At 74.0% G+C, this 25,862-nt stretch carries 24 protein-coding genes; 16 read left to right on the top strand and 8 right to left on the bottom strand.

Annotated elements, in window-relative coordinates:
* Window positions 1–146: 146 nt before the first annotated feature.
* Together ACH443_RS13190 and ACH443_RS13185 are read left to right on the top strand one after the other, a co-directional pair.
* The gene (locus ACH443_RS13190) at window positions 147–647 is read left to right on the top strand and encodes a nitroreductase family deazaflavin-dependent oxidoreductase (RefSeq protein ID WP_429766342.1); all 501 of its coding nucleotides are present in this window, start codon (window positions 147–149) and stop codon (window positions 645–647) included.
* A 175-nt stretch (window positions 648–822) separates the two neighbouring features.
* Window positions 823–2,109 (top strand): cellulase-like family protein, encoded by a 1,287-nt coding sequence (locus ACH443_RS13185; protein ID WP_430590566.1) that lies wholly within the window; start codon window positions 823–825, stop codon window positions 2,107–2,109.
* Window positions 2,110–2,151: 42 nt separating this feature from the next.
* Here ACH443_RS13185 and ACH443_RS13180 read toward each other — a convergent pair whose 3' ends face one another.
* Window positions 2,152–3,042, bottom strand: a complete 891-nt coding sequence (locus ACH443_RS13180; protein ID WP_430590565.1) for a helix-turn-helix domain-containing protein — start codon at window positions 3,040–3,042, stop codon at window positions 2,152–2,154.
* A gap of 55 nt (window positions 3,043–3,097) precedes the next feature.
* Here ACH443_RS13180 and ACH443_RS13175 point away from each other — a divergent pair, with 55 nt between their 5' ends.
* From ACH443_RS13175 to ACH443_RS13160, 4 genes are read left to right on the top strand one after another with little or no spacing between them, the layout of a single operon-like run.
* Window positions 3,098–6,415 carry a DUF5107 domain-containing protein gene (locus tag ACH443_RS13175; protein ID WP_430590564.1) on the top strand — a complete coding sequence of 1,106 codons (3,318 nt, stop codon included), beginning with the start codon at window positions 3,098–3,100 and terminating at the stop codon, window positions 6,413–6,415.
* Window positions 6,416–6,455: 40 nt separating this feature from the next.
* A complete protein-coding gene (locus tag ACH443_RS13170; RefSeq protein ID WP_430590563.1) occupies window positions 6,456–8,876 on the top strand; it encodes a beta-galactosidase in 2,421 nt (806 codons plus the stop codon).
* The gene (locus ACH443_RS13165; protein WP_430590562.1) at window positions 8,873–10,210 is read left to right on the top strand and encodes a cellulase-like family protein; all 1,338 of its coding nucleotides are present in this window, start codon (window positions 8,873–8,875) and stop codon (window positions 10,208–10,210) included. The genes ACH443_RS13170 and ACH443_RS13165 overlap by 4 nt, the downstream gene beginning before the upstream one ends.
* A 19-nt stretch (window positions 10,211–10,229) precedes the next feature.
* Window positions 10,230–10,661, top strand: a complete 432-nt coding sequence (locus ACH443_RS13160; RefSeq protein WP_430590561.1) for a GNAT family N-acetyltransferase — start codon at window positions 10,230–10,232, stop codon at window positions 10,659–10,661.
* Window positions 10,662–10,674: 13 nt separating this feature from the next.
* Here the strand turns inward: ACH443_RS13160 and ACH443_RS13155 are convergent, their stop codons facing one another.
* From ACH443_RS13155 to ACH443_RS13135, 5 genes are all read right to left on the bottom strand, one after another.
* Window positions 10,675–11,661, bottom strand: a complete 987-nt coding sequence (locus ACH443_RS13155; protein WP_430590560.1) for an aldo/keto reductase — start codon at window positions 11,659–11,661, stop codon at window positions 10,675–10,677.
* 87 nt (window positions 11,662–11,748) lie between these two features.
* Entirely contained in the window at window positions 11,749–13,191 is a 1,443-nt protein-coding gene (locus tag ACH443_RS13150; protein ID WP_430557378.1) for a DUF2252 domain-containing protein, read from the bottom strand.
* 77 nt (window positions 13,192–13,268) lie between these two features.
* Window positions 13,269–13,634: a DUF2255 family protein gene (locus ACH443_RS13145; protein WP_430590559.1), complete on the bottom strand. Its 366-nt coding sequence runs from the start codon at window positions 13,632–13,634 to the stop codon at window positions 13,269–13,271.
* Window positions 13,631–14,371, bottom strand: coding sequence for a carboxymuconolactone decarboxylase family protein (locus ACH443_RS13140; RefSeq protein WP_430590558.1), 741 nt, complete (start codon window positions 14,369–14,371; stop codon window positions 13,631–13,633). Before ACH443_RS13140 ends, ACH443_RS13145 begins: the two co-directional genes overlap by 4 nt.
* Before the next feature lie 3 nt (window positions 14,372–14,374).
* Window positions 14,375–15,265 carry an aldo/keto reductase gene (locus ACH443_RS13135; RefSeq protein WP_430590557.1) on the bottom strand — a complete coding sequence of 297 codons (891 nt, stop codon included), beginning with the start codon at window positions 15,263–15,265 and terminating at the stop codon, window positions 14,375–14,377.
* Between the two features lie 247 nt (window positions 15,266–15,512).
* Between ACH443_RS13135 and ACH443_RS13130 the strand changes: the two genes are divergently transcribed.
* The 3 genes from ACH443_RS13130 (at window position 15,513) to ACH443_RS13120 (ending at window position 18,454) form a co-directional block, all read left to right on the top strand.
* Window positions 15,513–16,436, top strand: a complete 924-nt coding sequence (locus tag ACH443_RS13130; protein WP_430590556.1) for a helix-turn-helix transcriptional regulator — start codon at window positions 15,513–15,515, stop codon at window positions 16,434–16,436.
* A complete protein-coding gene (locus ACH443_RS13125) occupies window positions 16,433–16,849 on the top strand; it encodes a cupin domain-containing protein (protein ID WP_430563377.1) in 417 nt (138 codons plus the stop codon). The genes ACH443_RS13130 and ACH443_RS13125 overlap by 4 nt, the downstream gene beginning before the upstream one ends.
* Before the next feature lie 330 nt (window positions 16,850–17,179).
* The gene (locus tag ACH443_RS13120; protein ID WP_430590555.1) at window positions 17,180–18,454 is read left to right on the top strand and encodes an ATP-binding protein; all 1,275 of its coding nucleotides are present in this window, start codon (window positions 17,180–17,182) and stop codon (window positions 18,452–18,454) included.
* A 3-nt stretch (window positions 18,455–18,457) separates the two neighbouring features.
* Here ACH443_RS13120 and ACH443_RS13115 read toward each other — a convergent pair whose 3' ends face one another.
* Both ACH443_RS13115 and aspA read right to left on the bottom strand, forming a co-directional pair.
* Window positions 18,458–19,765 carry an anaerobic C4-dicarboxylate transporter gene (locus ACH443_RS13115; protein ID WP_430590554.1) on the bottom strand — a complete coding sequence of 436 codons (1,308 nt, stop codon included), beginning with the start codon at window positions 19,763–19,765 and terminating at the stop codon, window positions 18,458–18,460.
* Window positions 19,762–21,360 carry an aspartate ammonia-lyase gene (gene aspA, locus ACH443_RS13110; protein ID WP_430590583.1) on the bottom strand — a complete coding sequence of 533 codons (1,599 nt, stop codon included), beginning with the start codon at window positions 21,358–21,360 and terminating at the stop codon, window positions 19,762–19,764. Before aspA ends, ACH443_RS13115 begins: the two co-directional genes overlap by 4 nt.
* A gap of 159 nt (window positions 21,361–21,519) precedes the next feature.
* Here aspA and ACH443_RS13105 point away from each other — a divergent pair, with 159 nt between their 5' ends.
* The 7 genes from ACH443_RS13105 to ACH443_RS13075 all read left to right on the top strand — a co-directional run bounded on the left by ACH443_RS13105 (window position 21,520) and on the right by ACH443_RS13075 (window position 25,858).
* Window positions 21,520–22,446: a hypothetical protein gene (locus ACH443_RS13105; protein ID WP_430590553.1), complete on the top strand. Its 927-nt coding sequence runs from the start codon at window positions 21,520–21,522 to the stop codon at window positions 22,444–22,446.
* Between the two features lie 16 nt (window positions 22,447–22,462).
* On the top strand, window positions 22,463–22,651 hold the full coding sequence (locus ACH443_RS13100; RefSeq protein ID WP_429766377.1) for a hypothetical protein: 189 nt from the start codon (window positions 22,463–22,465) through the stop codon (window positions 22,649–22,651).
* On the top strand, window positions 22,648–22,902 hold the full coding sequence (locus tag ACH443_RS13095) for a hypothetical protein (RefSeq protein ID WP_430557386.1): 255 nt from the start codon (window positions 22,648–22,650) through the stop codon (window positions 22,900–22,902). The genes ACH443_RS13100 and ACH443_RS13095 overlap by 4 nt, the downstream gene beginning before the upstream one ends.
* 12 nt (window positions 22,903–22,914) lie before the next feature.
* Entirely contained in the window at window positions 22,915–23,205 is a 291-nt protein-coding gene (locus tag ACH443_RS13090; RefSeq protein ID WP_430557387.1) for a hypothetical protein, read from the top strand.
* Window positions 23,202–23,801, top strand: a complete 600-nt coding sequence (locus ACH443_RS13085) for an NADPH-dependent FMN reductase (RefSeq protein ID WP_430590552.1) — start codon at window positions 23,202–23,204, stop codon at window positions 23,799–23,801. The genes ACH443_RS13090 and ACH443_RS13085 overlap by 4 nt, the downstream gene beginning before the upstream one ends.
* 87 nt (window positions 23,802–23,888) lie before the next feature.
* The gene (locus ACH443_RS13080; RefSeq protein ID WP_430590551.1) at window positions 23,889–25,205 is read left to right on the top strand and encodes a sensor histidine kinase; all 1,317 of its coding nucleotides are present in this window, start codon (window positions 23,889–23,891) and stop codon (window positions 25,203–25,205) included.
* Window positions 25,202–25,858, top strand: a complete 657-nt coding sequence (locus ACH443_RS13075; protein WP_429766386.1) for a response regulator transcription factor — start codon at window positions 25,202–25,204, stop codon at window positions 25,856–25,858. The genes ACH443_RS13080 and ACH443_RS13075 overlap by 4 nt, the downstream gene beginning before the upstream one ends.
* The last annotated feature ends 4 nt before the right edge of the window (window positions 25,859–25,862 follow it).

Below are 25,862 nucleotides of genomic sequence, written 5' to 3'. Positions count from 1 at the left end.
CCCAGGTGAACCAGCTCGACGGGTTCAGGGAACGTGCGGACCGGTATCACGGTCAACGATCTGCCGTGCCGACTAGTCGGCGTGCACAGATGTGAACGGGGGAGGCGAGCCTTCCGTGCGTGGCCGGGCACCCGCCAGGATGGGGCATGGCCAGCGTGCTGCACGTCGTCCGGTCCGTCGTCGCGCCGATCACCCGGACGCGCGCGTTCCGGGCCGTCGCCCCCGCCGCCCTGCCGCCCGTGGAGCGCGCACTGGCGCGGCTCACGCGCGGGCGGTTCCAGCTCTCCGCCGTGCTGGTGCCCTCGCTGGTGCTGCACACCGTCGGGGCCCGGTCGGGCGAGCCGCGCGACACGTACCTCATGTACACACCGGTGGGCCGGGGGAGGCTCGTGGTCGCCGGCACGTCGTTCGCGCGCGACCGGCACCCTGCGTGGACGTACAACCTGCTCGCGCACCCGGACGCCGCCGTCAGCGTCCGCGGCCGGCGCTTCGATGTCCGCGCGACGCCTGTCACCGACGACGGCGACCGGGACGCGCTGTGGGCGCGCATCGAGGCGCAGTGGCCGGGGTACCGCGCCTACGAGCGGGAGTCCGGGCGGGTGGTGCGGCTGTTCGTGCTCGAGCGGGCGGACGCGGGCGACCGCTGATTCGTCCATGTCGTCCGCCGGATCGGACATTCCCCGCCCCCGCGCGGGGTCCCTACCGTGATCGTCAGGCCGCTCGAGGACGAGGGGGCGACGCCACGGCGGCGTCGCGGTCCTCGTGCCTCGGTCGCATCGCACGACTGACCAGCACGACACCCGATCACCGGAAGGCCGCGCCGTGCCCCACCCCGCGTCGAGGGTGCCCTCGCACCTCCCCACCCGCCTGACGATCAGCCTGTGGGACTTCACCTGGTACACCCAGACCACCCCGGGTGAGCCGTTCGCCGACCTCGACGCCGCGTTCGGGCAGGCCGTCGAGCGGGGCTACAACACCGTGCGCATCTGCGCGATGCCGTTCCTCCTCTTCGGCGAGCACCGCATCGACACCTCCGCGCTGCGCCTCACGAGCATGGGCGGCGACGTCGGGGTCCGGACGCGGTGGTACGACGCCGCCGGCGGGGCCGTCCTGGACGGGCGGGCCCGTCTCCTGAAGCTCTTCCGGGCGGCGGAGCGCCACGGCTGCTACGTCATCCTGTCGTCCTGGGAGTACCAGCAGAGCCCGGCATTCCTCGAGGGGCCGGAGTGGTACGAGGCCCTCATGGCGGTGGATCCCGACGACCGTCACCGCGTCATGGCCGACGCCATGTCCGACCTCGTGCAGTTCCTCAAGGACCACGGCCTGGCCGAGCGCATCGCCTACGCGGAGCTGCACAACGAGGTCGACCTGAGCCGCCTCTCCCTGGCGGGCGGTGGCGGCCCGTCCGACGTCTACTGGCCGCAGCGCCCGTTCGTGGAGTCTGCGGTCACCCGCATGCAGCAGCGCCACCCCGACATCCTGGCCACGAGCTGCTACGGCATCCCGCCGCACCTCGACATCGCCGCCGTCCCCGACAACGGCGAGGTCGCCCACTTCCACGTCTACGTCTACGGCGTGCTCGGCGCGCTCGAGAAGTGGGCGGGGGTGCGCTCGACGGAGGGCTTCCCCTCCCCGGAGCTGCGGTCCCTGCTGCGCGACGACGCCCCCGACGTGGCGTCGTACGAGGGCACGGTCGACCCCTGGCGTCTGTCCGCCACCGGCGTCTCCGCGAGCATGTTCTACAGCCACGACTGGATGGACACCGCACGCTGGGACCGGTGGCTGTACGAGAACTACGGTCAGTGGCGCGAGGCCATGAGCACCGCGGTCGACGAGCGGCTCGACGTGCTGGCGCGCCACGCGCAGCGCACGAGCACCCCTCTCGTGATCGGCGAGGGCTGGGTCGGTTACACCCCGCTGCTCGCCGAGTTCGAGGACGGCCCCGTCGGGCAGGGTATCGCCGAACGAGCGATCACCCGGTGCATCGAGCTCGGCGCCTGGGGCGCCGTCCTCGGCTCCAACTCGGCGCCCCACCACCCCGGCTGGGACAACGTCGAGTGGCAGCGACGCTGGAACCGCCGCCTGATCCAGGGGGACGCCTCCGCCTGAGGGGCGCTCGACCCTGCCGCGCCGGGACCTCGGCCCTCCCGCCTAGCGGCCCCGGGCGCGATAGGTGGTCGGTGACGACCCGTGCACGCGGGTGAACTGGCGCGAGAAGTACAGGGCGTCGTCGTACCCGCTGGCCTGCGCGACGGCTGTCACCGGGAGGTCCGTGCTGTCGAGGAGTTCTCGCGCCCGGGCCATCCGCAGCCCGGTCTGATAGCGCAGCGGCGAGGTGCCGACCTGTGCCCGGAACAGGCTGCCGAGCTGCGACGGGCTCAGCCCGACCATGGCCGCCAGCGACTCCACCGACGTCCGGCGCGGGGCGGTCGACCGTAGGTGCTCGACGGCGCGCTCGACGGGGTCCGGTGCGGGGCCCGGGGAACGGCGCCCCGTGGCCACGACCTGCGCGAGGGCGTGCCAGGCGGCCCCGCCGGCGCGCACCAGCCCGCCCGCCGTGCCGTCGTCGAGGGCGTCGATGGCCTGCGAGACGAGGCTCGCCACGGACGCCGGTTCGCGGAGGTGCGAGACCGGGCCCCCGGCGGCGTCGCGGGCGGCGCCGACGAGTTCGTCCGCGTCCCGCCCGGTCACGTGCAGCCACCAGAGTGTCCAGGGGTCGTCGTCCGCGGCGGCGTACTCGTGGGCCGTGCCGGCGGGCAGCAGGACGACGTCCCCCGGCCGGACGGCCGTCCGCCCGTCCGGCGTGCGGCACCACCCGGACCCGTCGGTGCAGACCAGCAGGACGTGCTGCCGCGCGCCCTCGGGCCGCGCGCGCCCGTGCCGAGCGGCGTGGGGGAAGAAGCCCGCGTCGGTGACGAGGAGGCGTCCGGTCACGGGGCGCGCGAGCGCCGCGCGCACCGTCGGGCGCGGTACGACGACCATGCGCTGACCCGCGAAGCCGTCCCGGAGCGCCGCAGCGGCGTCGACCGTCGTTTCGTCCATGTGCGCCAGGGAATCGCCCATCGTGCCGCGCGGCCAAGCGGCCTACGTTCGTCCCATGCCAGGAGAAGAGTCGCGGATCGTCCTGCCGGCCGTCCCGGACAGCCTCGCCGACCGGCCCGTGCGCGGGTGGCGCGAACCGGTGTCCATCGACACGTACGACATCGGCGAGCCGGACCGGTACCCGGCGTACCTGGACCAGCGGGTGTACCAGGGGTCGTCGGGGGCGGTGTACCCGATGCCGTTCGTGGACCGTGTCGAGCAGCAGAAGGCCCCGCGCGAGTGGGACGCGGTCCACCTGGAGAACGCGTTCGTGCGGCTCATGGTGCTGCCCGAGCTCGGCGGGCGCATCCACGTGGGCCTGGACCGCACGCGCGGCTACGACTTCTTCTACCGCAACGACGTCATCAAGCCCGCGCTGGTGGGGCTGCTCGGGCCGTGGCTCTCGGGCGGTGTCGAGCTCAACTGGCCGCAGCACCACCGCCCGGCCACCTTCCTGCCGACCGAGTCGTGGATCGAGGAGGAGCCCGACGGGGCGGTCACCGTCTGGTGCTCCGACCACGACCCGTTCGCGCGCATGCAGGGGATGCACGGGGTGCGGCTGCGCCCGGACAGCGCGCTCGTCGAGCTGCGCGTCCGTCTCGTCAACCGCACCGACGACGTGCAGACGTTCCTGTGGTGGGCCAACGTGGCCGCGGCGGTGCACGACGACTACCAGGCGTTCTTCCCCACGGACGTGACGGTCGTCGCCGACCACGCCAAGCGCGCCGTGACGACCTTCCCCGCGGCGTCGGACCGCTACTACGGCGTCGACTACCCGGCGCGGCGCACGCCCGAGCGGCCGGACGGCGACCGCCTGGACCGGTACCGCAACATCCCCGTGCCGACGTCGTACATGTGCCTGGGGTCGCAGGACGACTTCTTCGGCGGCTACGACCATGCGGCGGGCGCCGGGTTCGTGCACTGGGCGGACCACCGCGTCTCGCCCGGCAAGAAGATGTGGACGTGGGGGAACGCGCCGTTCGGCTGGGCGTGGGACCGGCACCTCACGGACACGGGCGGCCCGTACGTGGAGCTCATGGCGGGCGTCTTCACCGACAACCAGCCCGACTTCGCGTTCCTGCGCCCGGGCGAGACGACGGCCTTCTCGCAGTACTGGTACCCGATCCAGGACGTCGGCCCGGTGCACCAGGCGACGCGGGAGGCCGCCGTCCGGCTCGACGTCGAGGGCACGGCGGTCCGCGTCGGCGTCGCGGCGACGTCCCCGCGGCCCGGGGCGCGGGTCGTGCTGCGCGCCGGCGGCGAGGTGCTGCTGGACGAGCGGGCCGACGTCGCGCCCGGCGCGCCGCTGGTCCGCGAGCTGTCGGGGCCCGCCGGCGTCGACCCCACCGCCTACGAGCTGGTCGTGGAGCACGCCGGCGCGACCCTCGTGGCCTGGCGTCCGCGGGCCGCGGCGGACCCCGACGCCCCCGCACCGGCACCAGCCACCGAGCCGCCCGCGCCGGCGGAGATCGGCTCCGTCGACGAGCTGTACGTCACCGGGCTGCACCTGGAGCAGTACCGGCACGCGACGCGCTCGCCGGAGCCGTACTGGGCGGAGGCGCTGCGCCGCGATCCCGGGGACGCGCGGTGCGCGACGGCGCTCGCGGCCCGGCGGGCGCGCGCCGGCCGGCTCGACGAGGCCGAGCGGCTGCTGCGCACCGCGACGGCGCGACTCACGGTGCGCAACCCCAACCCGCGCGACGGCGAGGCGCACTACCGGCTGGGCGTGGTCCTCGCCCGGCAGGGCCGGACTGCCGAGGCGCGCGAGGCGCTGGGGACGGCGTCGTGGGACCAGGCGTGGCGGGACGCCGCGGCCGTCGCCACGGCGCGCCTCGATCTCGCCGAGGGGCGCGACGGCGAGGCCGCGGAGGGGCTGGACGCGCTGCTGCGCCGCAGCCCCGAGCACGTGCAGGGGCGCAACCTCGCGGCGATCACCGCGCGGCGGGTCGGGGACGCGGACCGCGCCCGCGACCTGGTGCGCGGGACGCTCGCCGTCGACCCCCTCGACGCGTGGGCACGCGACCTCGGCGCCCGGCTCGGGCTCGCCGACATGCCGGCCGGCCCGACCTCAGACCCGACGATCGCGCTCGACGTCGCGCTGGAGCACGCGTCGGCGGGCGAGGTCGCGGACGCCGTCGAGCTGCTGGAGGACGTCGCGACGCGCCCGTCCCCGCGCGGGCAGCGGGACGTTCGCGTGCTCGCGCTGCTGCACCGCGCCGACCTCGAGCTGGCCCGCGGCGACCGGGCGGCCGCGGCTGACGCGCTCGAGCGGGCCCGGCGCGCCCCGCGCGGCTGGGCGTTCCCGGCCGCCACGGACGACGACGCCCTCGCGCGGCTGCGCCGGGCCTGGCCGCAGGACCCGCTCGTCGCGGGGCTCGCCGGGCACCGCCTCTACGCGGCGGGCCGCCGCGAGGACGCGGTCGGGGCCTGGGAGGTCGCGGCGGCGGGCGACGGGACCGACCCCGTCGTGCTGCGGAACCTCGGCGTCGCGGCCTACAACGTGCGCGGGGACGCCGCGGCGGCGGCCGGCTGGTACGCCCGGGCGCGGGACCTCGCCCCCGATGACGCCCGCCTGCTGTACGAGGCGGACCAGCTCGAGGCGCGGCGGGGCACGGCCCCGGAGCGCCGGCTGGCGACGCTGCTCGACCGCCCCGACCTGGTCGGCGCCCGGGACGACCTGTCCGTGCAGCTCGCGGAGCTGCTCACCGCGCTCGGCCGCGCGGCGGAGGCGCTCGACGTCCTGGCCGGCCGGTCCTTCCAGCCGTGGGAGGGCGGGGAGGGGCGCGTGCTGGCGGCCTGGGACGCCGCGCACCTGGACCTCGGCCGCCAGGCCCTGGACGGCGGCGACGCCGCGGCCGGGCTGGGGCATGCCACCGCGGCCCTCACTCCGCCGCAGTCGCTCGGGGAGGCGCGCCACCCGCTCGCCAACACCGCCGACCTGCACCTGCTCCTCGGCGACGCGCTCGACGCGCTCTCCGTCGTCGACCCGTCGCGGGCCGACGAGGCCCGGGACGCCTGGCGCACCGCGGCCGACCAGCAGGGCGACTTCGAGGGCATGGCCGTCCAGGAGTTCTCCGAGCGGACGGGGGCCTCCGTGCTCGCGCTGCGCAGGCTCGGCCGCGACGACGAGGCGCGGCGGCTGCGCGACGGCCTCGCGCGGTACGTCCAGGAGGAGTCCGGCCACCGGGCGACCGTCGACTACTTCGCGACGTCGCTGCCCGCCATGCTGCTGTTCGCCCACGACGTGCAGGACGACCACGACGACCGGGTCCGTGCCCTGCGGGACCAGCTCGCGGCCCTCGACCGGCACGTCGCCGCCACCGCCTCGGCCTGACCGGCCCCGACCCGACCCCGCTTCTCGAAGGAGAGAGCCCATGCCCGACGCCCTCGACAGCCGACGGTCCGTCACGCACCGCGTGCGGGTCGACCGTCCGTCCCCGCCGCGCCGCGACCACCTCGAGCTGGGCGACCCGCCCGGTGCGCCGGACCTGGTGGCGGTGACCAGCCGGTACCTCGAGCGGGCCGGGGCGCCCTGGTTCCCGGTGACGGGCGAGGTGCACTACTCGCGCGTCCCGCGGGAACGCTGGTCCGAGGTGCTGGGGCACGCGAGGGCGGGCGGGCTGGACTCCGTCGCCACGTACGTGTTCTGGCAGGCGCACGAGCCCGCGCCGGGCGACTTCCGCTGGGACGGGAACCTCGACCTTCGTGCCTTCGTCGAGCTCGCCGGGCGGCACGGTCTGGACGTCGTCGTGCGGCTCGGGCCTTGGGCCCACGGCGAGGCGCGGTACGGCGGCTTCCCCGACTGGCTCGTCGAGCGCGGGCTGGCGACGCGCACGAACGACCCGGCGTACCTGGAGCTGGTCCGCGCCTACTACGCGCAGACGGTCGCGCAGCTCGACGGCTTGACCCACGCCGAGGGCGGACCCGTCGTGGGGGCCCAGGTGGACAACGAGCTCTACGACCAGCCCGAGCACCTGGCCACCCTGCGTACGACTGCCGAGGAGCTGGGCCTGCGCGTGCCGCTGTGGACCGCGACCGGGTGGGGCGGCGCGCAGGTGCCGGCCACCCTGCTGCCGCTCTACTCCGCGTACGCCGACGGGTTCTGGGAGGACGGCGAGACCGAGTGGCCGGCGTTCTCGCCGGTGCACTTCCGGTACAGCACGGTGCGCGACGACCTCAGCGTGGGCGCCGACCTGCGCGAGGCCCTCGACGGCGTCGTCGTCGCGCCCGACGCCGTCCCCCTGAAGGACGACGACGCCCTGCCGTACGCGACGTGCGAGCTGGGCGGCGGGATGCACGTCGCCTACCACCGGCGGCCGCTGGTGACGCCGGACGACGTGGCCGCTCTCGCGCTGGCGAAGATCGGCAGCGGCTCCGTGTGGCAGGGGTACTACATGTACGCCGGCGGCACGCAGCGCGTGGGGCCGCGCGGCACCGAGCAGGAGTCGCATGCCACCGGCTACCCGAACGACGTGCCCACGCGCACCTACGACTTCGGGGCCCCCGTCGGCGAGCACGGCCAGGTGCGCCGCCACCACCACCTGCTGCGCCGCCAGCACCTGTGGCTGCAGGCGGACGGGGCGGCGCTCGCGGCCATGACCACGACCGTGGGCGGCGGGAGCGAGGAACCGGACGAGCTGCGCTGGTCGGTGCGGTCGGACGGGCACCGCGGGTACGTCTTCCTCACCACGTACCAGCCGGCGCGCCGGCCGCTGCCGCCGCAGCCGGGCGTCCGGGTCGCCGTCGAGCTCGACGACGCGACGCTGACCGTGCCCACGCGTCCCGTCGACCTGCCCGCGGGCGTCTCCGTGGCCTGGCCCGTCCGGTACCCGCTCGCCGACGGGCTCGTGCTGCGCAGCGCGACGGCGCAGGTCCTCACACGGATCGACGCCGGGCGGTACCTCGTCGTGCTCGTCGCGACCGACGGCGTGCCCGTCGAGCTCGCTGTCGACGGTGACGTCGCCGCGACCGGCCCGGTCGAGGCGCGCGCCGAGGACGGTGTGACCGTCCTCGACCTGGTCGGCGAGCCGGGGCCAGAGACGGTCGTGCGTCTGCGCGGCCCGTCCGGAGAGGTCGACGTCCTGGTGCTCGACGAGGCGTCCGCGAACCGCCTGTACCGGCTCGACGTCGGCGGCCGCGAGCGCCTCGTCCTCGCCGACGCCCCGGTGCACGCGCTCGACGGCGCGCTCGTCGTGCACACGGAGGACCCGGCGGTCACGGTGTCGATGCTGCCCGCGCCCCGGACCCTCGAGGTGGCGGGCGGCGACGAGGCCCACCTCGACCCGTCCGGCGCCGCCGGCCTGTGGTCGTCGTGGACGCTCGCCGTGCCCGCTGCCGGGAGTCGCCGGGTCGCGACGGACCTGCACCCGGACGCCCCCGCGCCGCCGGAGCCGACGCGCGGCGGCCCGATGGACCGGCTCGGCGCGCCGACCGACTTCTCCGGCGCGGCCCGCGTGCCCCTGGACGTGCCCGCCGACGCGCTGGGCGGCGTCGACCGCGCACTGCTGCGCGTCGCGTGGAAGGGCGACGTGGGCCGCGCCGTCGTGCACGGAGCGGGCGGCGACGTCGTCGTGAGCGACCACTTCTGGCACGGCCGCGAGTGGGACGTCGACCTCACGCCGTGGCGCGACGACGTCGCCCGCGACGGCCTGACGCTGGAGCTGCTGCCGTGGCGCGCCGCGACCGGCGTCTGGGTGGACCCGTCGGTGCGCGACGTGCCCGACGGGATCGCCGTCGCCGCGGTCGACGTCGTCCGGGTGGCGCGCGTGGTCCTGGCCGTGGGGGAGGGGGCATGAGCGGCACGGCGGCCCGCATGGTGACGGGCGCGGGCGCGGGCGCGGTGACGGGGACCGCGGCCGCCGCGGGGGTGCCCGCACACCTGCCCGGGCGGCTGGCGATCACGCTGTGGGACTTCTCCTGGTACGTGCGCACCGGGCCGGGGGAGCCCTTCGAGGACCTGGACGCGGCGTTCGCCCGCGCGGTGGAGCTCGGGTACAACGCCGTGCGGGTCTGCGCGATGCCGTTCCTGCTGTTCCGGTCCGGCCTCGACACGACCGCCCTGCGGCTCGGGCCGATCGGCGGCGGCTACGCGTCGCGGGTGCGCTGGTACGACGTGCGCGAGCCGACGACGATCGACGCCCGCGCGCACCTGCTGGAGCTGTTCCGCGGCGCCGAGCGGCACGGCATGACGGTGATCGCGTCGTCGTGGGAGTACCAGCAGAGCCCGGCGTTCGCGGCCGACCGCGCCTGGTACGACGCCCTCCAGGCCGTGGATCCCGAGGACCGTCTCACCGTGCTCGGCGAGGCGATGGCCGACCTCGTGGACCTGCTGCGGGACGAGGGGCTCGACCACGTGCTGGCATACGTCGAGCCGCACAACGAGGTCCAGGCCGGGCACCTCACCGCCGGGCTGCCCGGCGTCGAGGACCCGGTCGTCGAGCTGCGCGACCGGCTCGAGCGCGGCATCGCCGCGTTCTCCGCGCGCCACCCCGGCGTGCTCTGCGGCCCGAACTACGCCGCCGTCCCGGTCACCGCGATGCGGGGCCTGCCGCGCAACGCCCAGGTGCTCGGCGTCCACCCGTACGTCTACGGGGTCCTGGACGACCTGGTCCGCGAGTTCGCGCTGCGCGGCGACCCCGCCGACTTCCCGCAGGCGCGGGCCGACGCCGAGCTGCTCCGGCCCGGAGCGCCGCGGCTCGGCGAGTGGGCGCCGCCGCCGGACGAGGAGTGGAAGCGGCGCGCGTCGATCGTCGGCCACGCCGAGATCTACGTGCACGACTGGTGCGACCCGCAGGCCGTGGACCGGTGGCTGTACGAGCGCTACGGCGCGCACCGCATCGCGATGGCGGAGCGGCTGCGCGAGTGGATCGGCGTCGCGGCCGACCACGCCGCCCGGCTCGGGATCCCGCTCGTGCTCGGGGAGGGCTGGGTGGGCTACACGCCGCGCGACACCCGGTTCGAGGAGGGGCCGGTCGGGGCGCAGATCTGCCGGGACGCCGTGCGGCACGCGGCCGACGTCGGCGCCTGGGGCTCGGTCGTGTGCTCCAACGCCGCGCCGCAGCACGCCATGTGGCAGGACGACGAGCTGCAGCGCGAGTGCACCGCCGTCGTCCGCGGCACGGACGTCTGAGCCCGCCTAGGGTGACCGCATGGCCGCCGCGAACGACCCGTACGAGCTCGTCCCCACCGCGCCCGACGTCGACGCGTACCTGCGCCTGCGTCGGGACTCGGGCCTCAGCCCGAAGACGGCCGAGCAGGCCGGCTACGCGGTCGCGAACAGCTGGGCGTTCGTCCACGTCAGGCACCGGCCGACGGGCGAGGCGGTCGCGATGGGGCGGGTGCTCGGCGACGGCGGCTGGTACTTCCACGTCGCCGACATGGCGACCCTGCCCGACCACCAGCGGCAGGGACTGGGACGACAGGTGCTCGAGTGGCTGCTCGCCCAGATCGACGAGCGCGCGCCCGCGCACCCGTACGTCACGCTCATGGCGGACGCGCCGGGCCGCCCGCTGTACCGCAGCCTCGGGTTCGTCGAGTCCGCGCCGCAGAGCCTCGGGATGGTCTGGTCCGGGCGTCCCTGAGCACGCGCGTCGGTCACCGCCCGACGAGCCCCAGGTGCAAGTCGTTGTACCGGTTGCCGTGCACGCCGAGCCGGGCGGCGAGGGCGTCCAGGCCCGCCCGCTCGTCCGCCGACAGGGCGACGGCGGTGGCGGCGGCGTTCTCCTCGACGCGTTCGAGGCGTCGGGTACCAGGGATGGGCACGACCCACGGCTGCTGGGCGAGCAGCCACGCGAGCGCGACCTGGCCGGGCGTGGCGCCCTTCGCGTCGGCGAGCGCGCGGACGTGGTCGACCAGGGCGAGGTTCGCGGCCCGGTTCTCTGCGGTGAACCGAGGGATCGTGCGACGGATGTCCCCGTGCGTGAAGGACGTGCCGGGGTCGACCGTGCCCGTGAGGAACCCCTTGCCCAGCGGGCTGAACGGGACGAACCCGATCCCCAGCTCGGCGAGGGCGGGCAGCACCTCGGCCTCCGGGTCGCGCGTCCACAGGGAGTACTCGCTCTGCACGGCGGTCACGGGGTGCACGGCGTGGGCGCGGCGGATCGTCGCGGCCGACGCCTCGGAGAGCCCCAGGTGGCGCACCTTGCCCTCGGCGACCAGCTCGCCGACCGTGCCCGCGACGTCCTCGATCGGCACGTCGGGGTCCACGCGGTGCTGGTAGAACAGGTCGATCCGGTCGGTGCGCAGCCGGCGCAGCGAGGCGTCGGCGACGCGGCGGACCTGCTCGGGCCGGCTGTCGAGGCCCACGCTGCGGCCGTCGCGGATGTCCCAGCCGAACTTGGTGGCGATCACCACGGCGTCGCGGACGGGCGCCAGGGCCTCCCCGACGAGCTCCTCGTTGACGTACGGGCCGTACACCTCGGCGGTGTCGACGAACGTGACGCCGCGGTCGACGGCGCCGCGCAGGACGCCGATCATGTCGTCGCGGCTGCCCGGGTTCGGCCCGTAGCTCTGGGACATGCCCATGGCGCCGAGGCCGATCGCCGAGACGTCGAGGCCCTGTCCGAGGGTGCGGGTGTGCATGTGCGGTCTCCTGCTGGTCGGTGGTCGGTGGTCGGTGGTCGGTGGTCGGTGGTCGGTGGTCGGTGGTCGGTGGTCGGTGGTCGGTGGTCATGCCTCCGCGGCAGCGAGCCGGCCTGACGCGACCGCGTCCAGGAAGGCGGCGTAGTCGCGGTCGTTCTGGTCCGCGTAGTCGGCGGCGAAGTCCGCGACCGCCCGGTCGAAGACGTCGTTGCGGCCGAGGTAGGCGGCGAGGGCGATGCGGTCGCCGGTGCGGGCGTGGGCCCGCGCGAGCGCCTCGCCGCAGAGCTGGGCGTAGGCGCGCGCGCCCGCGGCGTCCATCACCTCGACGTCGACGCCGCCCTTCCAGTCGTAGAGCTGGCGGAGGTAGTAGTCGCGGACGACGCCGTCGACGCCGGCGACGCGCTGCCAGCCGAGGAAGACGTCGCCCGCCGCCTGCATGAGCCGCTGCCCGCGCACGACCCGCTCGCCGTGGTTGTCGTACCGGCTCGGCGGGAGGAAGCGCTCCAGCACCGACCGCTCCGCCTGCTTGGCCTGCAGCACGAGGGTGTCGGCCTCGTCCCGGCCGCGCAGCAGCACCACCCACGCGCGCGTGCCCACGCTGCCGACGCCGACGACCTTGCGCGCCATGTGCACGTAGGAGAACTCCGCCATCGGGTGGCGCTCCGGCTGGAGCGTCGACAGGTACGACGCGATCAGGCCCCGCATCCAGTCCTCCGCCCGCTCCCGGTCGCGTGCGAGGGGCACGAGGTCCTCGACCGGGACGACGAGCGGTGGGCTGGCGGCGATCCGCGGCTCGCCGTCGACCACCTCCACGAGCTTGGCGGCGGCACGCGTGCTGTCCTTCGTGCGGGCCTTCGCGAGGTCCGCCTCCATCCGCTCCACCTGCTTGCGGCCGAGGCGCTTGGCGCGGTGCTCCGTCTTGATCCAGGCCACGACGCGGTCCGCGTCGAGCCGGTCGTACCACCCCTCGAGCACACCGGACCCGGCCAGCCGCAGCAGGCGCTCGCGGTAGGCCCGCACGACGGCGAGGTCGAGGTCGCGGCGCTGTCCGGCGTCGAACCCGCGGTGCCGGCCCGCCACCTCGACGCTGGCGACCAGCCGCTTCACGTCCCACTCCCACGGGCCGGGGAGGGTCTCGTCGAAGTCGTTGATGTCGAACACCATCGCCCGCTCCGGCGTGCCGAAGACGCCGAAGTTCGACAGGTGCGCGTCGCCGCAGACCTGGGTGACGATCCCCGACACGGGAGTGCGGGCCAGGTCGGTCGCCATGAGCAGCGCAGCGCCCCGGTAGAAGGTGAACGGCGACACCATCATCCGGCGGTGACGGATCGGCACGAGGTCCGGCTCCCGGGTCGCCTCCTGCTCCTCGAGCAGGGCGACCGGGTCGGGGCGGTCAGGCGGGGGCGCCCACCCCGCGTGGGACGACCTCGGGGCGCGGCGTCGGGCGGCGCGGCCGTGCTCGGCCCGGAGCCCGAAGTCGGTCGGCGGGGGCGGCGCGAGCTGCTCTGCCACGTCGTCACGGGTGCTCATGGGCCCACCTCCGATACCTCCTCGATGGTGGGCCCCGCCGCCGGGGGTCGCACCCGGGGGTCGCGACCGCAGGAAGGTCAGCGCGGGTCCACGCGCAGCGTGGTCGACGTCGCGGTCGGGCTCGTGATCGAGCGGACCGCCGAGCCGTCGCCGTACTTGGCGTGGTAGGCGCGGTCGACGGCGTCGTCGTGGGCGTCGTCCCGGGTGAAGGTCACCTCCGCGCGGACGCCGCCGGCGTCGATCACGCCGGTACCGGTGCGCTGCACGCCCCGGTACCAGGCCCCCTCGGCGCCGCGCACCGACCGCAGGTACAACGCGCCGTCGACGACGACGTGCCACACGATCCGGGGCGTGCGGAGCGAGCCGTCGGGCCGGTGCGCCGCGACGCGGAGCTCGCCGTCGCCGTCGATCGCCGCCAGGTCGGCGGGGTTCCAGTCGGTCATGACTCCTCCTCGGTGGGGGGCTCGGGGGTGAACGGGGCGACGTCGTCGACGGCGCGCAGGGCGTTGAGCGCGCGCGGGTAGCCGACGACGGGCAGCAGCTGGGTGACGACCGCGACCAGCGTGGCGCGATCGTTGCCGACGTTGAGGTTCGCGCGCACGTGCCCGGCCACCTGCGGGTCGGCGCCGCCGAGGGCGACGAGCAGCGCCAGCGTGACCAGTTCGCGGGTCGGCACGTCGAGGCCGCCGCGCGTGTAGTGGTCGCCGAAGCAGTGCGCGGCCAGGGCACGCTGCACGTGCTGCTCGTCGGCGGGGGCGTTCGCGTGCATGGCGTCGACCGCGTCGGCGCCCACGATGCGCTTCTGGACGGCGAGGCCGTCGGCGGCGCGGGTCGCGGGCGTCACCGTGGCCTGCCCGGGCAGGGGGAGCTCGACGTCGCGGTCGGCGAGCAGCTCGTTCGCCACGACCAGCGCGTCGACCGCCCGGCCGAGCCCCGCGTACGGGACCGCCTGGCACAGCACCTCCTTCAGCGCGACGGGCGTGACGCCGGCGGCGAGCGCGTCGTCGATCTCGACCCGCAGGACGGCGGTGCCGCCGGTGGCGACGAGCGCCGCGACCCGGAGCAGGGCCCGCAGGCGCGGGTCGAGCGGGGCGTCGCGCTCGACGTCGTCGGCGAACCGGTCGGCGATCGCGACGAGCTCCGGGTCGGTGGCGGCGAGCGAGGTAGCGGCGAGGGGCATCGGTCAGGCCTCCGGGATCTCGCGGCCGAAGGTCTCGAGGGTGATGGCGTCGGGCTCAGGGCCGCCGCGCCGGCCGGTGTCGAGGGCGTCGATCGCGGCCAGCTCGTCGGCCGACAGCTCGAAGCCCGTGACGTCGAGGTTCTCCGCGATGCGGCTCGGGGTGACCGACTTGGGGATGGCGGAGCGGCCCTGCTGCAGGTGCCAGCGCAGCATCACCTGTGCGGGCGTCGCGCCGTGCGCCTCCGCGAGGCCAACGATCGTCGGGTCCTGCAGCGTGCTGGTGTGGCCGGTGTCTCGGTAGAACGTGATGCCGCCGATGGGCGACCAGGCCTGGGTGAGGATGCCGTGCTTCGCGTTTGCGGCGAGGACGTCGGGCTGGCGGAAGTACGGGTGCACCTCGACCTGGTTCACCGCCGGCACGACGGAGGTCTCGGCCAGGAGCCGGTCCAGGTGCTCGGGCATGAAGTTGCTGACGCCGATGGCGCGGACCTTGCCGTCGGCGAGCAGCGTCTCGAGGGCCTGGTAGGCCTCGACGGTGAGGTCGAACCGGCTCGGCAGCGCCTGGTGCAGGATCAGCAGGTCGATGGTGTCGACGCCGAGCTTGCCGGCGGACTTGTCGAACGCGTGCAGCGTCGCGTCGTAGCCGTAGTCGCTGATCCAGACCTTCGTCTCGAGGAAGACCTCGTCGCGCGGGACGCCGGAGCGGCGCAGCGCCTCGCCGACCTCGCGCTCGTTGCCGTAGGCGGCGGCGGTGTCGACGTGCCGGTAGCCGACGCGCAGCGCCTCGACGGTCGCCGCGACGGTCTCGTCCGGCGGGGTCTGGAAGACGCCGTACCCGAGGGCGGGCATGGTGACGCCGTGGTGAAGCGTGAGGGTGGGGACGGGGTTCGTCATGTCGTCCACGCTACGAACGTGTCGCCGATCCTGGGAGACCCTGCTGGTACCTGGCTGGTCAAACCCCTGAACCTGCGTGTGCTCGTCATGCCGAGCCGCCGCGAACCCACGGACGTGGCGCCGCGAATCCGCGAGAAACTGGTCATGGCGACCAGTCGACGCCCGGTCGGGGCGGCGGGGAGTCCCGGACGTGCCCGGTAACGCCAGTACCTCCCGGCCCCGAGGGCTTCGACGTACCGTCGAGGGCATGGACCTGAAGGCGGAGACGCGCGAGTTCCTGGCCACCCGCCGGGCGCGGATCACCCCGGACAAGGCCGGCCTGCCCGCGTACGGCGGCAACCGGCGCGTGCCGGGGCTGCGGCGCGAGGAGGTGGCGATGCTCGCGGGCGTGAGCGTCGACTACTACACCCGGCTGGAGCGCGGGAACCTCGGCGGCGTGTCCGAGGAGGTGCTGGAGTCGCTCGCGGAGGCGCTCCAGCTCGACGAGGCGGAGCGGCTGCACCTGTTCGACCTCGCGCGGGCCGCCAACGCCTCCGGCGCGGCCCGGTCGCGAGCGCGCCGCACGCCCGCCGGCTCGGTGCGACCGTCCGTGCAGCGGATCCTCGACGCGATGGGCGACGTCCCCGCCTTCGTCCGCAACGGCCGGCTCGACGTCCTCGGCACGAACGTCCTGGGCCGCGCCCTGTACGCGCCGCTGTACGACTCGCGGGAGCAGGTCGCGGGCAAGCCGGTCAACAGCGCCCGCTTCCACTTCCTCGACCCCGACGCCGCGGCCGCGTTCTTCGGCGAGAAGTCGCCGCGGATGGCGCACGACGCCGTCGCGATCCTGCGCGCCGAGGCGGGCAAGAATCCGTACGACAAGGCCCTCACCGCCCTCGTGGGCGAGCTGTCCACCCGCAGCGAGGACTTCCGCCGCCTCTGGGCGTCGCACGACGTGCGGCTGCACCGCACGGGCACGAAGGCGTTCCACCACCCCGCCGTCGGCCTGCTCGAGCTCGACTACGAGGCGCTCGTGCTCCCCGCCGACCCGGGCCTGCAGATGAACGTCTACACCGCGCAGCCCGGTTCGCCGTCAGCGGACGGGCTCGCGCTGCTCGCGTCGTGGGCGGCGACCACGCTCGCGGCGCCCGCCGAGGACGCCTCCACCCGAGAAGGAGCCACCGACCGATGAAGAAGCTCCCCCGCCCGGCGACCACCAAGAACCCGCCCGAGCAGTTCCGCGGCGACGTGTGGCTCGACCCGATCGTCACGCCGCAGGAGGGCGACCAGCGGATGGTCGTGGCGCTGGTGCGGTTCGCGCCCGCGGCCCGCACCGCGTGGCACTCGCACGCCCGCGGGCAGACGCTGCACGTCGTGTCGGGCGTGGCGCTGGTCGGCACGCGCGACGGCGTCGTCGTCGAGGCCCGGCCCGGGGAGACCGTGTACTGCCCGCCGGGGGAGGAGCACTGGCACGGGGCCTCACCGGACGACTTCATGGAGCACCTGGCGATGCTCGAGAACGCCGACGACCCGGCGGCCACGACCACCTGGCTGGAGCACGTCACGGACGAGGAGTACGCCCGCGCGCCGTGGCTCGACGTCTGATCGGCGCCAAACGTTTCAAAAGTTATGGCTCCGTGCGTGAAGGTCTTGCCGGTCTCATAAATGTGTATCACGATGACTGTCGACGACGACGGGACAGTGGTCGGGGCTCGACCACGGCACGGGAGAGCGACGGTGCCGGAGCGCGTCGCCGCAGTCATACAGAATCTGACCGAACCGCCCCTGGCCGTTCGAGTCAGTGTCGACCTGATCGAAGGGCTAGAGGTCGTGCGCGTCGACGTACCCCGCGCCGATCCAGGACCCGTGGGTACGAAAGAAGGCGTGTTCACCCGGCGTGCCATCGACGCCACGGGACAACCGCAGTGTGCTCCGATGACCGCGCACGAGATCGTCAGCATGGGGATGGTCACCCGGGGGCAGGACTATGCCGCGGCTGTCGCCTCGGAGGCGACGATGAGCGACCTCGACCCGCGGGAGTTCGATCGCTTCCGAGCGATGTGTGCCGCCAGCGGTGATGACCTGGGACGACTCTCCGACTCCGACGTGCTCAAGGCGCTCGGACTGGTGCCGTTGACGGCACCCGTCAGCCTGGGCGCCGTTCTCCTGTTCGGCCAGGAAGCCGCCGTCCAACGGTGGATCCCGAACGCAGAGTTCCTCTTTCAGGATCTACGGGGGACAGATGACGCCGTGAATCATCGCGTGGTCGGTCCGCTCCTGCGGGTCGCGTCCGATCTGGGGGAACTCCTCGACGCGCGCAACTCCACGACCGAGTTGCTTGCTGGGCTCCACAGGATCGAGATACCTCTCATCCCTTCGGTGACTCGCCGCGAAGCGATCGCGAACGCGTTGGTGCATCGCGATTACGCGGCGCTCGGACCCACCCGAGTACAGATGACGGCTGGTGAGTTCGTCGTCGCGAACCCAGGCAGCCTCCCGCCCGGCGTGACGATCGACAACATCCTCGAACAATCTCGACCTCGCAGCCCGATACTTGCGGCAGCCTTCAAGCGGGCAGGCCTCGTCGAGCGTCGGGGCAAAGGCGTCAACGACATGTTCGAGCAGCAGCTTCGAGCAGGTCGAGACGCTCCCGACTACTCCCGAACCACGCCCGACTCAGTGTTGGTGGCAGTGTCTTTGGGCTCAGCCGACATCGATCTCGTGCGCTTCCTGCTCACCTGGGAGGACTCGCACCAGCGACCCCTCGACCTCGACGAGCTTCGGGTGGTGCACGAGGTCAAGGCCGCCGGTTCAGAGTCCGGGCCGGGGATCGCGAGCATACTTTCCTTGCCGACACCGGCTGTTCGGCGTGTCACGACAAGGCTCGTCGAACTGGGGATCCTCGAGGCGCGAGGCAACGGCCGAAGCCGCAAGTTCCATCTCACGGCACGCTTCTACGACGTCGCGCAAGATCGTGACGCTTACGTGCGGATCAAGGGCGTGGACCCGCTTCAACAAGAGCGCATGATCTTGGACTATGTCAGTGCCTACGGCTCGATCACACGGGGCCAGGCGGCTGGCCTCTGCCAGACCTCTCCGACGCAGGCTCGGGCGGCACTCAAACGTCTTGTCGATGTGGGAAGACTGCGCATCGTCGGTGAACGACGTGCTGCTCGCTACGAAGCGACCTCACGAAGCCGGTCGACGTGATGCTCAGATCAGCAGCGGCGCCAAGCCGAAGCCAATGGCGACGGCGGTCGCGACGGCCACCAGCCCCGGCACCATGAACGAGTGGTTGAACAGGTACTTCCCGATGCGGGTGGTGCCGGTGTCGTCGAGCTCGATGGCGGCGACGACCGTCGTGTAGGTGGGCAGCAGGAACAGGCCGGTGACGGCGGGGAACGACGCGACCATCGTCGTCGCCGCCACGCCCATGCCGGCGGCCACAGGCATGAGGGCGATCGTCGTCGCGGCCTGCGAGTACAGCAGCGCGGACGCGAGCAGCAGCACGACGGCGAGCATCCACGGGTAGCGCTGGATGATGTCGCCGCCCAGCTCCTCGATCTCGGCGGCGTGGCCCTGCACGAACGTGTTGCCCAGCCAGGCGACGCCGATGATGCAGACGGCGGCGCTCATGCCGCTGCGGAACGTCTGCTGCGTGATGACCGTGCTGACGTCGATCTTGCAGAGCAGGGCGATGAGAAGCCCCGCCAGCAGCATGAACGTCATGATGGCGCCGCTGCGCGTGATGGTCGGGTCCTCGATCAGCCCGACCGAGTCGGACACGGCCGTGGAGTAGAGCACGACGACGAGCAGCGCCGCCGCGAAGATGATCAGCGACAGCAGCGCCCGCGGCTTCGCGACGAACTCCGTGCGCTCGCGCCGTTTCACCAGCCCCTTCGCGAGCCGCTCCTGGTACACCGGGTCGTCCTGCAGCTCGACGCCCTGCCGGGACGCGACGACGGCGCCGACCATGCAGCCCACCAACGTGGACACCCCCGCCACCGTCAGCAGCGTGAGGTAGTCGACGCCCAGGGGCTCGACGACGGCGGCCATCGCCACCACCGCCGCGGAGATGGGCGACGCCGCGATCGCCATCTGCGACGCCACGACCGCGATGGACAGCGGCCGCGACGGCCGCACGTTCGACTCCTTCGCCACCTCCGCGATCACCGGGAGCGTGGAGAAGGCGACCTGGCCCGTGCCGGAGAACACCGTCATCACGTACGTGACGAGCGGGGCGAGGAAGGTGATGCTGCGCGGGCGGGCGCGCAGCAGCACCTCCGTCTTCGCCACGAGGTAGTCCAGCCCGCCGGCGGCCTGCATCGCGGCGATGGCCGCGATGACGCACATGATGATGCCCAGCACGTCCCAGGGGACACCCGTCGCCGGGTCCACCTCGAGGCCGAGCAGCCCGAGGACGATGACGCCGGCGCCGCCCGCCAGCCCGATCCCGATCCCGCCGAGGCGCGCCCCGATGAAGACGAAGACCAGGACGACGGCGAACTGGACGACGATCACCGAGCGGCCTCACCCTCCTCGTCGGCAGGGGCGTCGTCGTGCTCGTGCTCCGGGTCCGAAGGCGCCCCCGTCGCGTCGTCGGACTCCACGACCCGCGACGACTCGCCCTCATCGCCGGGGGCCGGGATGCCGCGCTCGTCCGGCGCGTAGAAGCGGCCGCTGTAGCGCGGGTGCAGGAAGTTCTCGGTGGTGAGGATCGAGTCGACCTCGTCGGCGGTGAGCAGGCCGCGCGCGACGACGACGTCGCGCACCGAGGCGCCGGTGCGGGCGGCCTCCTTGCCGACGAGGTCGCCGTTGTGGTGCCCGATCACCTCGTTGAGGTACGTGACGATGCCGATGGAGCCGAGCACGTGCTGGCGCATCACGTCGGCGTTGGCCGTGATCCCCACGACGCACTTGGTGCGCAGCGCGTCGCACGCGTTGGTGAGCAGCCGGATCGACTCGAACATGGACTCCGCCAGCACGGGCTCCATGACGTTGAGCTGGAGCTGCCCGGCCTCGGCGGCGTGCGTGATGGTGACGTCGTTGCCCATCACCTTGAAGCACACCTGGTTGACCACCTCGGGGATCACCGGGTTCACCTTGGCGGGCATGATCGACGAGCCGGCCTGCAGCTCGGGCAGGTTGATCTCGTTGAGCCCCGCGCGCGGCCCGGAGGACAGCAGGCGCAGGTCGTTGCAGATCTTCGACAGCTTGGCCGCGAGCCGCTTCACCGCGGAGTGCACGGCCAGGTACGCGCCGTTGTCGTACGTGGCCTCGACGAGGTTCTCCGCCGGCACCGTGGCGAGCCCGGACACCTCCGCGAGCCGCCGCGCCGCGACCTTCGGGTAGCCGGGCGGGGTGTTGAGGCTCGTGCCGATCGCCGTCGCGCCCAGGTTCACCTCGAGCAGCAGGTCGGCCGCGTTCCGCAGGCGCTTGACCTCCTCGGCGACGTTCACCGAGAACCCGGCGAACTCCTGCCCCAGGCTCATCGGTACCGCGTCCTGCAGCTGGGTGCGGCCCATCTTCGGCAGGTCCGCGAACTCCGACGCCTTCTCGTCGAACGCCCGCGACAGCCGCCGCACGGCCACCACGAGCGACTCGGTCAGGGCGTGGACGGCCAGGCGGAAGCCCGTGGGGTAGGCGTCGTTCGTGGACTGGGACTTGTTGACGTGGTCGTTCGGGTTGATGACGTCGTAGCGGCCGCGGGGGAAGCCGGACAGCTCCAGCGCGAGGTTCGCGACGACCTCGTTGGTGTTCATGTTGACGCTGGTGCCCGCGCCGCCCTGGAACACGTCGATCGGGAACTGGTCCATGCACCTGCCCTGGACCAGCACCTCGTCGCACGCGCCGATGATGGCGTCCGCGATGTCCCGCTGGATGGCGCGCAGCTCCCGGTTCGCGAGCGCCGCCGCCTTCTTCACCATCACCATGCCGCGGATCATCTCCGGCACGTCGTTGATGGTCGTCCCGGAGATGGGGAAGTTCTCGATCGCCCGGACGGTGTGGATCCCGTAGTACGCCTGCGCAGGGACCTCCTTCGGTCCGAGCAGGTCTTCCTCGACGCGCACGTCGGCCGTGGGTTCGGCCGTGGGTTCGGCCGTGGGTTCAGCCATGGGTTCAGCCATGGGGCAGACGCTAGCAACGGCGCCGGTCGGACACCCGACGAGGGGTGGGGGTGCGTGCATCCGCGGTCCGTCGTGTGCTGAGAGGGCAGGAGGTCGTCAGGGGGCGCCATCGGTGGTCGTTCGGCTGCCCGGATCGAGGAGGAGCCCATGACGAGGACCAACCCGATGACGTGGTTGGGCAGGCAGGCCCGGCGCGGCGTGACCGACCTGCCGCGCAACGTCCTGTGGATGCTGGACGCGGGGGTCAAGAACCCGGCCCGCTCGGCCGGCCGCACCGCGCAGTCCGCCGGCCGCACCGTGCAGTCCGCCGGGCAGCACGCGGTGGCCGCCCTGGCCGACGCCAACCCCTTCCCGGGCGACGGCGGCGACCGCCGGCTGAACCGGGTGGACGCCGCGATGGAGCGGGCGCACGAGCTCGAGGTGCGCGCGCACGACGAGGCCCGCAACGCGAAAGAGCAGGCCGACGCCGTGGCCGCGGCCGAGGCGGAGGGCGACCGCCGGGTCGCCGAGGCCCGCAAGGAGGGCGACCGCGAGGTGAAGCGGGTCACCGCGGAGGCGCAGCGCGAGGCGGACGAGTACGTCGCGGCGAAGCGCGGCCGGGCCACCGAGCTCGCCGCGCGGCAGGTGGAGGAGACGGAGGCCGACGTCGGCAAGCACGTGGAGCAGGTCAGGGCGGAGGCCGACCGGGCTCGCGCCCAGGCCGAGGAGGCGGTCGAGCGCGCCCGCCAGCAGATGACGCGGGCCCGGGAGCTGGCCGAGGCCGCGGCGGAGGACGCCCGCCGCGCGGCCGACGAGGCCAGGGCCCGTGCCGACCGGCTCGCGGGAGAGGCCGAGGAGGAGGCGGAGCAGGCCCGCCGGCGGGTCGAGGAGGCCGACGAGCGCCGTCGGGAGGTGGCGTCCGAGGGACGGCAGCTCGGCGCGGACGCCGACACCGGACCGCTGGACCTCAAGGAGATGACGAAGGACGAGCTGCGCGCGCTGGGGGTGGAGATGGGCCTCGACCTGCCGACGTCCCTCCGCAAGGAGCAGATCGTCACGAGGATCCGCCGGCACAAGGACGAGCACGACCGATAGGGACGGGAGCACGACGATGACGTGGTGGCGCAAGAAGACGTTCGCCGACCGGGTCGCGGAGGCGCTGGGGCGCAGGCCGCGGCGGTCGGGCGGCACGGCGGTGCGGTCCGGGCTGATCGCGCTCGGGTCGGTCGTCGGGGTGACGGCCGCGAGCGCGGTCGCGTCGGCGATCCGCACGCGGCAGGACCAGGAGGGGTCAGGATGATCGGTCGGAAGACGCTCGGCCGGGCGCTGTTCTTCGGGCTCGGGTACGTCGTGGGCACGCGGGCCGGGCGGGAGCGGTACGCGCAGATCGAGGCCGGCGCCCGGGCGCTCGTCGCGGGCCTGCGCGGTCGCCTCGACGGCGAGGACGACGGCGGGAGCGACGACGGCGGTCGCGACGGCGAGTCGCGACGCCGGCCCGGGTCGTCGCGCGCAGGGGCGGACCCGTACGGCGACATCCGCCTCGGCGGGTAGGCGGCGCCGGACATGATCGTCAGGATCCAGCTCCTCGCGCGGCTGCTGCGGATCCGGCTGCTGCGGGTGGAGGGCGTCGTCGCGATCAGCGACGGCGACCTCCCGCCCGGCGTGCCCTCCGTGAAGCCGTCCGCGGACTCGCGAGGGGCCCCCGTCGTCCACGTCCGCGTGGACCGCGACCCGCCGGCGCTCGGGTCGGGGTCGCGTCGCCCGGATCCCGCTCTCGGTCGCGACCTGGCCGCGGCGGAGGCGATCCTGGGACAGGTGCCGTCGTCGGACCGCAGGAACAGGGAGTCGTCATGACGTACCAGATCGGCTACATCGTCGGGAGCCTGGCGAAGGGATCCATCAACCGCACCCTGTCGCGGGCGCTCGTCTTGCTGGCGCCGGACGACCTCGAGTTCACGGAGATCCCCATCGGGGACCTCCCGCTCTACAGCTGGGACTACGACGCCGACTACCCGCCCGAGGGCCGGGCCTTCAAGGCGGCGGTCGAGGCGTCGGACGGGCTGCTCGTCGTGTCGCCGGAGTACAACCGGTCGATCCCGGGCGCGCTGAAGAACGCCATCGACTGGGGCTCGCGCCCGTGGGGCCAGAACTCCTTCGCGCGCAAGCCCGTCGGCATCATCGGAGCCTCCCCGGGCGGGATCGGCACCGCCGTCATGCAGTCGTCGATGCGTGCCGTCCTCAGCTTCCTCGACGCGCCGCAGCTCAACTCCCCGGAGGCGTACATCACCTACGTCGCCGACGACTTCGGCCCGGACGGCGAGGTGACGAACGAGAGCACCGCGGGCTTCCTGCGGCACTACATGGACGAGTACTGCGCGTTCGTGCAGCGCGTGCTCGCCGTCACCGCCCCCGGGCACATCGGCGACAGCGACCCGGCGTCGGCCAAGTAACCGACGAGCGACCCCCACGCCCGGGGGGACCGGATCCCCCCGCAGGGCGGTGGTGGGCGGTGCTGCCGAGCGGACATGATCGTCGCCATGACCACGACCGTCGCCGCGACGCACGCTCCCCGGCCCGCCCGCGCGTGGGTCGCCTCCACGGCGATGGCCGCGCTGCTCGTCCTCTTCCTCCTGGCGTCGCCGCTGCAGGTCGAGGACGCCCCGCTCGCCGTCGAGCAGCCGGACGGCACCTGGGACATCCCCGCCGGGACGCCCTACCTGCTGAACACGTCCTGGCCGGAGAGCGGCTACTTCCTGTGGTTCGTGGCCTGGGCCGCCGGCCTGAGCTGCGTGACCGCCGTCCTCGTCTGCCGTCGGCGCCCCGTCCTCGCGACGCTGCTCGCGGCGTGGCCGTTCGTCACGATCCCGCTGCTGGGGACGTTCGCGTGGGGGTGGTGGCTCGCCCTGCTGATGATCACGTGCCTGGTGGTCCAGGACTCGTGGCGCCGCGCCGTCCTGCCGCTCGTGGCCACCCTCGCCGGCGCCTGGCTCTACGCGCTCACCAACGTGCCCGCGGCGCTCCCGATCGGCCCGGTGAACGCCGGCAGCTCCGACGGCGCGCCCTCGCCCGCGGCGGGGGCGATCTACACGGTGGCCGTCGCGCTCGTCGTCGGGGTCGCCGCAGTCGTCCGGGTGGTGCGCGCGTCGTCGCGGCGCTCGCGGGCTGCGGCCGCGACCGAGCGGCACGCGCTGGAGGTGGAGTCCGTCGCCGTCGAGCGCGCGCGCCTCGCCCGCGACCTGCACGACGTCGTCGCGCACCACGTGTCGCTCGTGGCCGTGCGGGCGGAGTCCGCCCCCTACACGTACCCGGACCTGGGCGACGACGCCCGCCGCGTGCTCGCCGACATCGCCGGGGACGCGCGCCAGGCGCTCGGCGAGCTGCGTCAGGTGCTCGCCGTGCTGCAGCGCACCGACGGGGGCGCCCGGGCGCCGCAGCCGACGGCCTGCGACATCGCGGGCCTCGTCGAGCAGGCCCGGGCCGCGGGCCAGGACGTCACCCTGACGGGGGACTGCGAAGACGTGCCCGCCGCGCAGGGCTACGTGCTCTACCGGGCCGCGCAGGAGGCGCTGACGAACGCCCGGCGGCACGCGCCCGGCGCGCCGACGACGATCACGCTCGCGCTCGTGTCGGACGTCGCCGGGCTGCGGGTCACCAACCCGGTCGACGACCCGGGCGGGCCGGGCGACGTCGTGCCCGGGGGCGGGCTGATCGGCATGCGGGAGCGGGTCGAGGCGCTCGGCGGCGTCGTGACGGCGGAGCGGGAGGGGTCGGCGTTCGTGCTCGTCGTCAGCCTGCCGGTCGGTCCTCGCGAGCCGGTCCCCGCCGTCCGGCGCGACGCCGCGGGCGTCGCGTGACCCGGGTCGTCGTCGCCGACGACCAGCCGGTCGTGCTGCACGGGTTCGCCGCGATCCTCGGCTCCGCCCCCGACCTGGAGATCGTGGGGACGGTGGGCGACGGCGGCGCCCTGCTCGACGTCGTCGCCCGCACCGAGCCGGACGTGGCCGTCGTCGATGTCCGGATGCCGGTGCTGGACGGCATCGCCGCGACCGCCCGGATCGCGGCCGACCACCCCGGCACCCGCGTGCTGATCCTCACGACCTTCGACCTCGACGAGTACGTGTACGACGCCCTGCGGTCCGGGGCGAGCGGGTTCCTGCTCAAGGACGTCACGGCGGAGCGGCTCATCGAGGGCGTCCGCCTCGTCGCGGACGGGTCGATGCTGCTCGGCCCCCGGGTCACGCGCCGGCTGGTGGACGACTTCGCGCACCGGGCCGCGTCGCCCCGCCGGGAGGTGCCCGGGCTGGGCTCGCTCACGCCGCGGGAGCACGACGTCCTGCTCGCCGTCGCCCGCGGCCTGTCGAACGCGGAGATCGCCGACGCGCTGTTCATCGGCGAGCAGACCGTCAAGTCGTACGTGTCGGAGGTGCTGCGCAAGCTGGCGTGCCGGGACCGCGTGCAGCTCGTCATCGCGGCGTACGAGAGCGGCCTGGTCGGGCGGTCGTCGTGAGAGG

The sequence above is a fragment of the Isoptericola sp. NPDC019571 genome, assembly GCF_044389385.1.
GTDB classification, from domain to species: domain Bacteria; phylum Actinomycetota; class Actinomycetes; order Actinomycetales; family Cellulomonadaceae; genus Isoptericola; species Isoptericola nanjingensis.
This window is presented reverse-complemented; position numbering and strand designations above follow the sequence as displayed.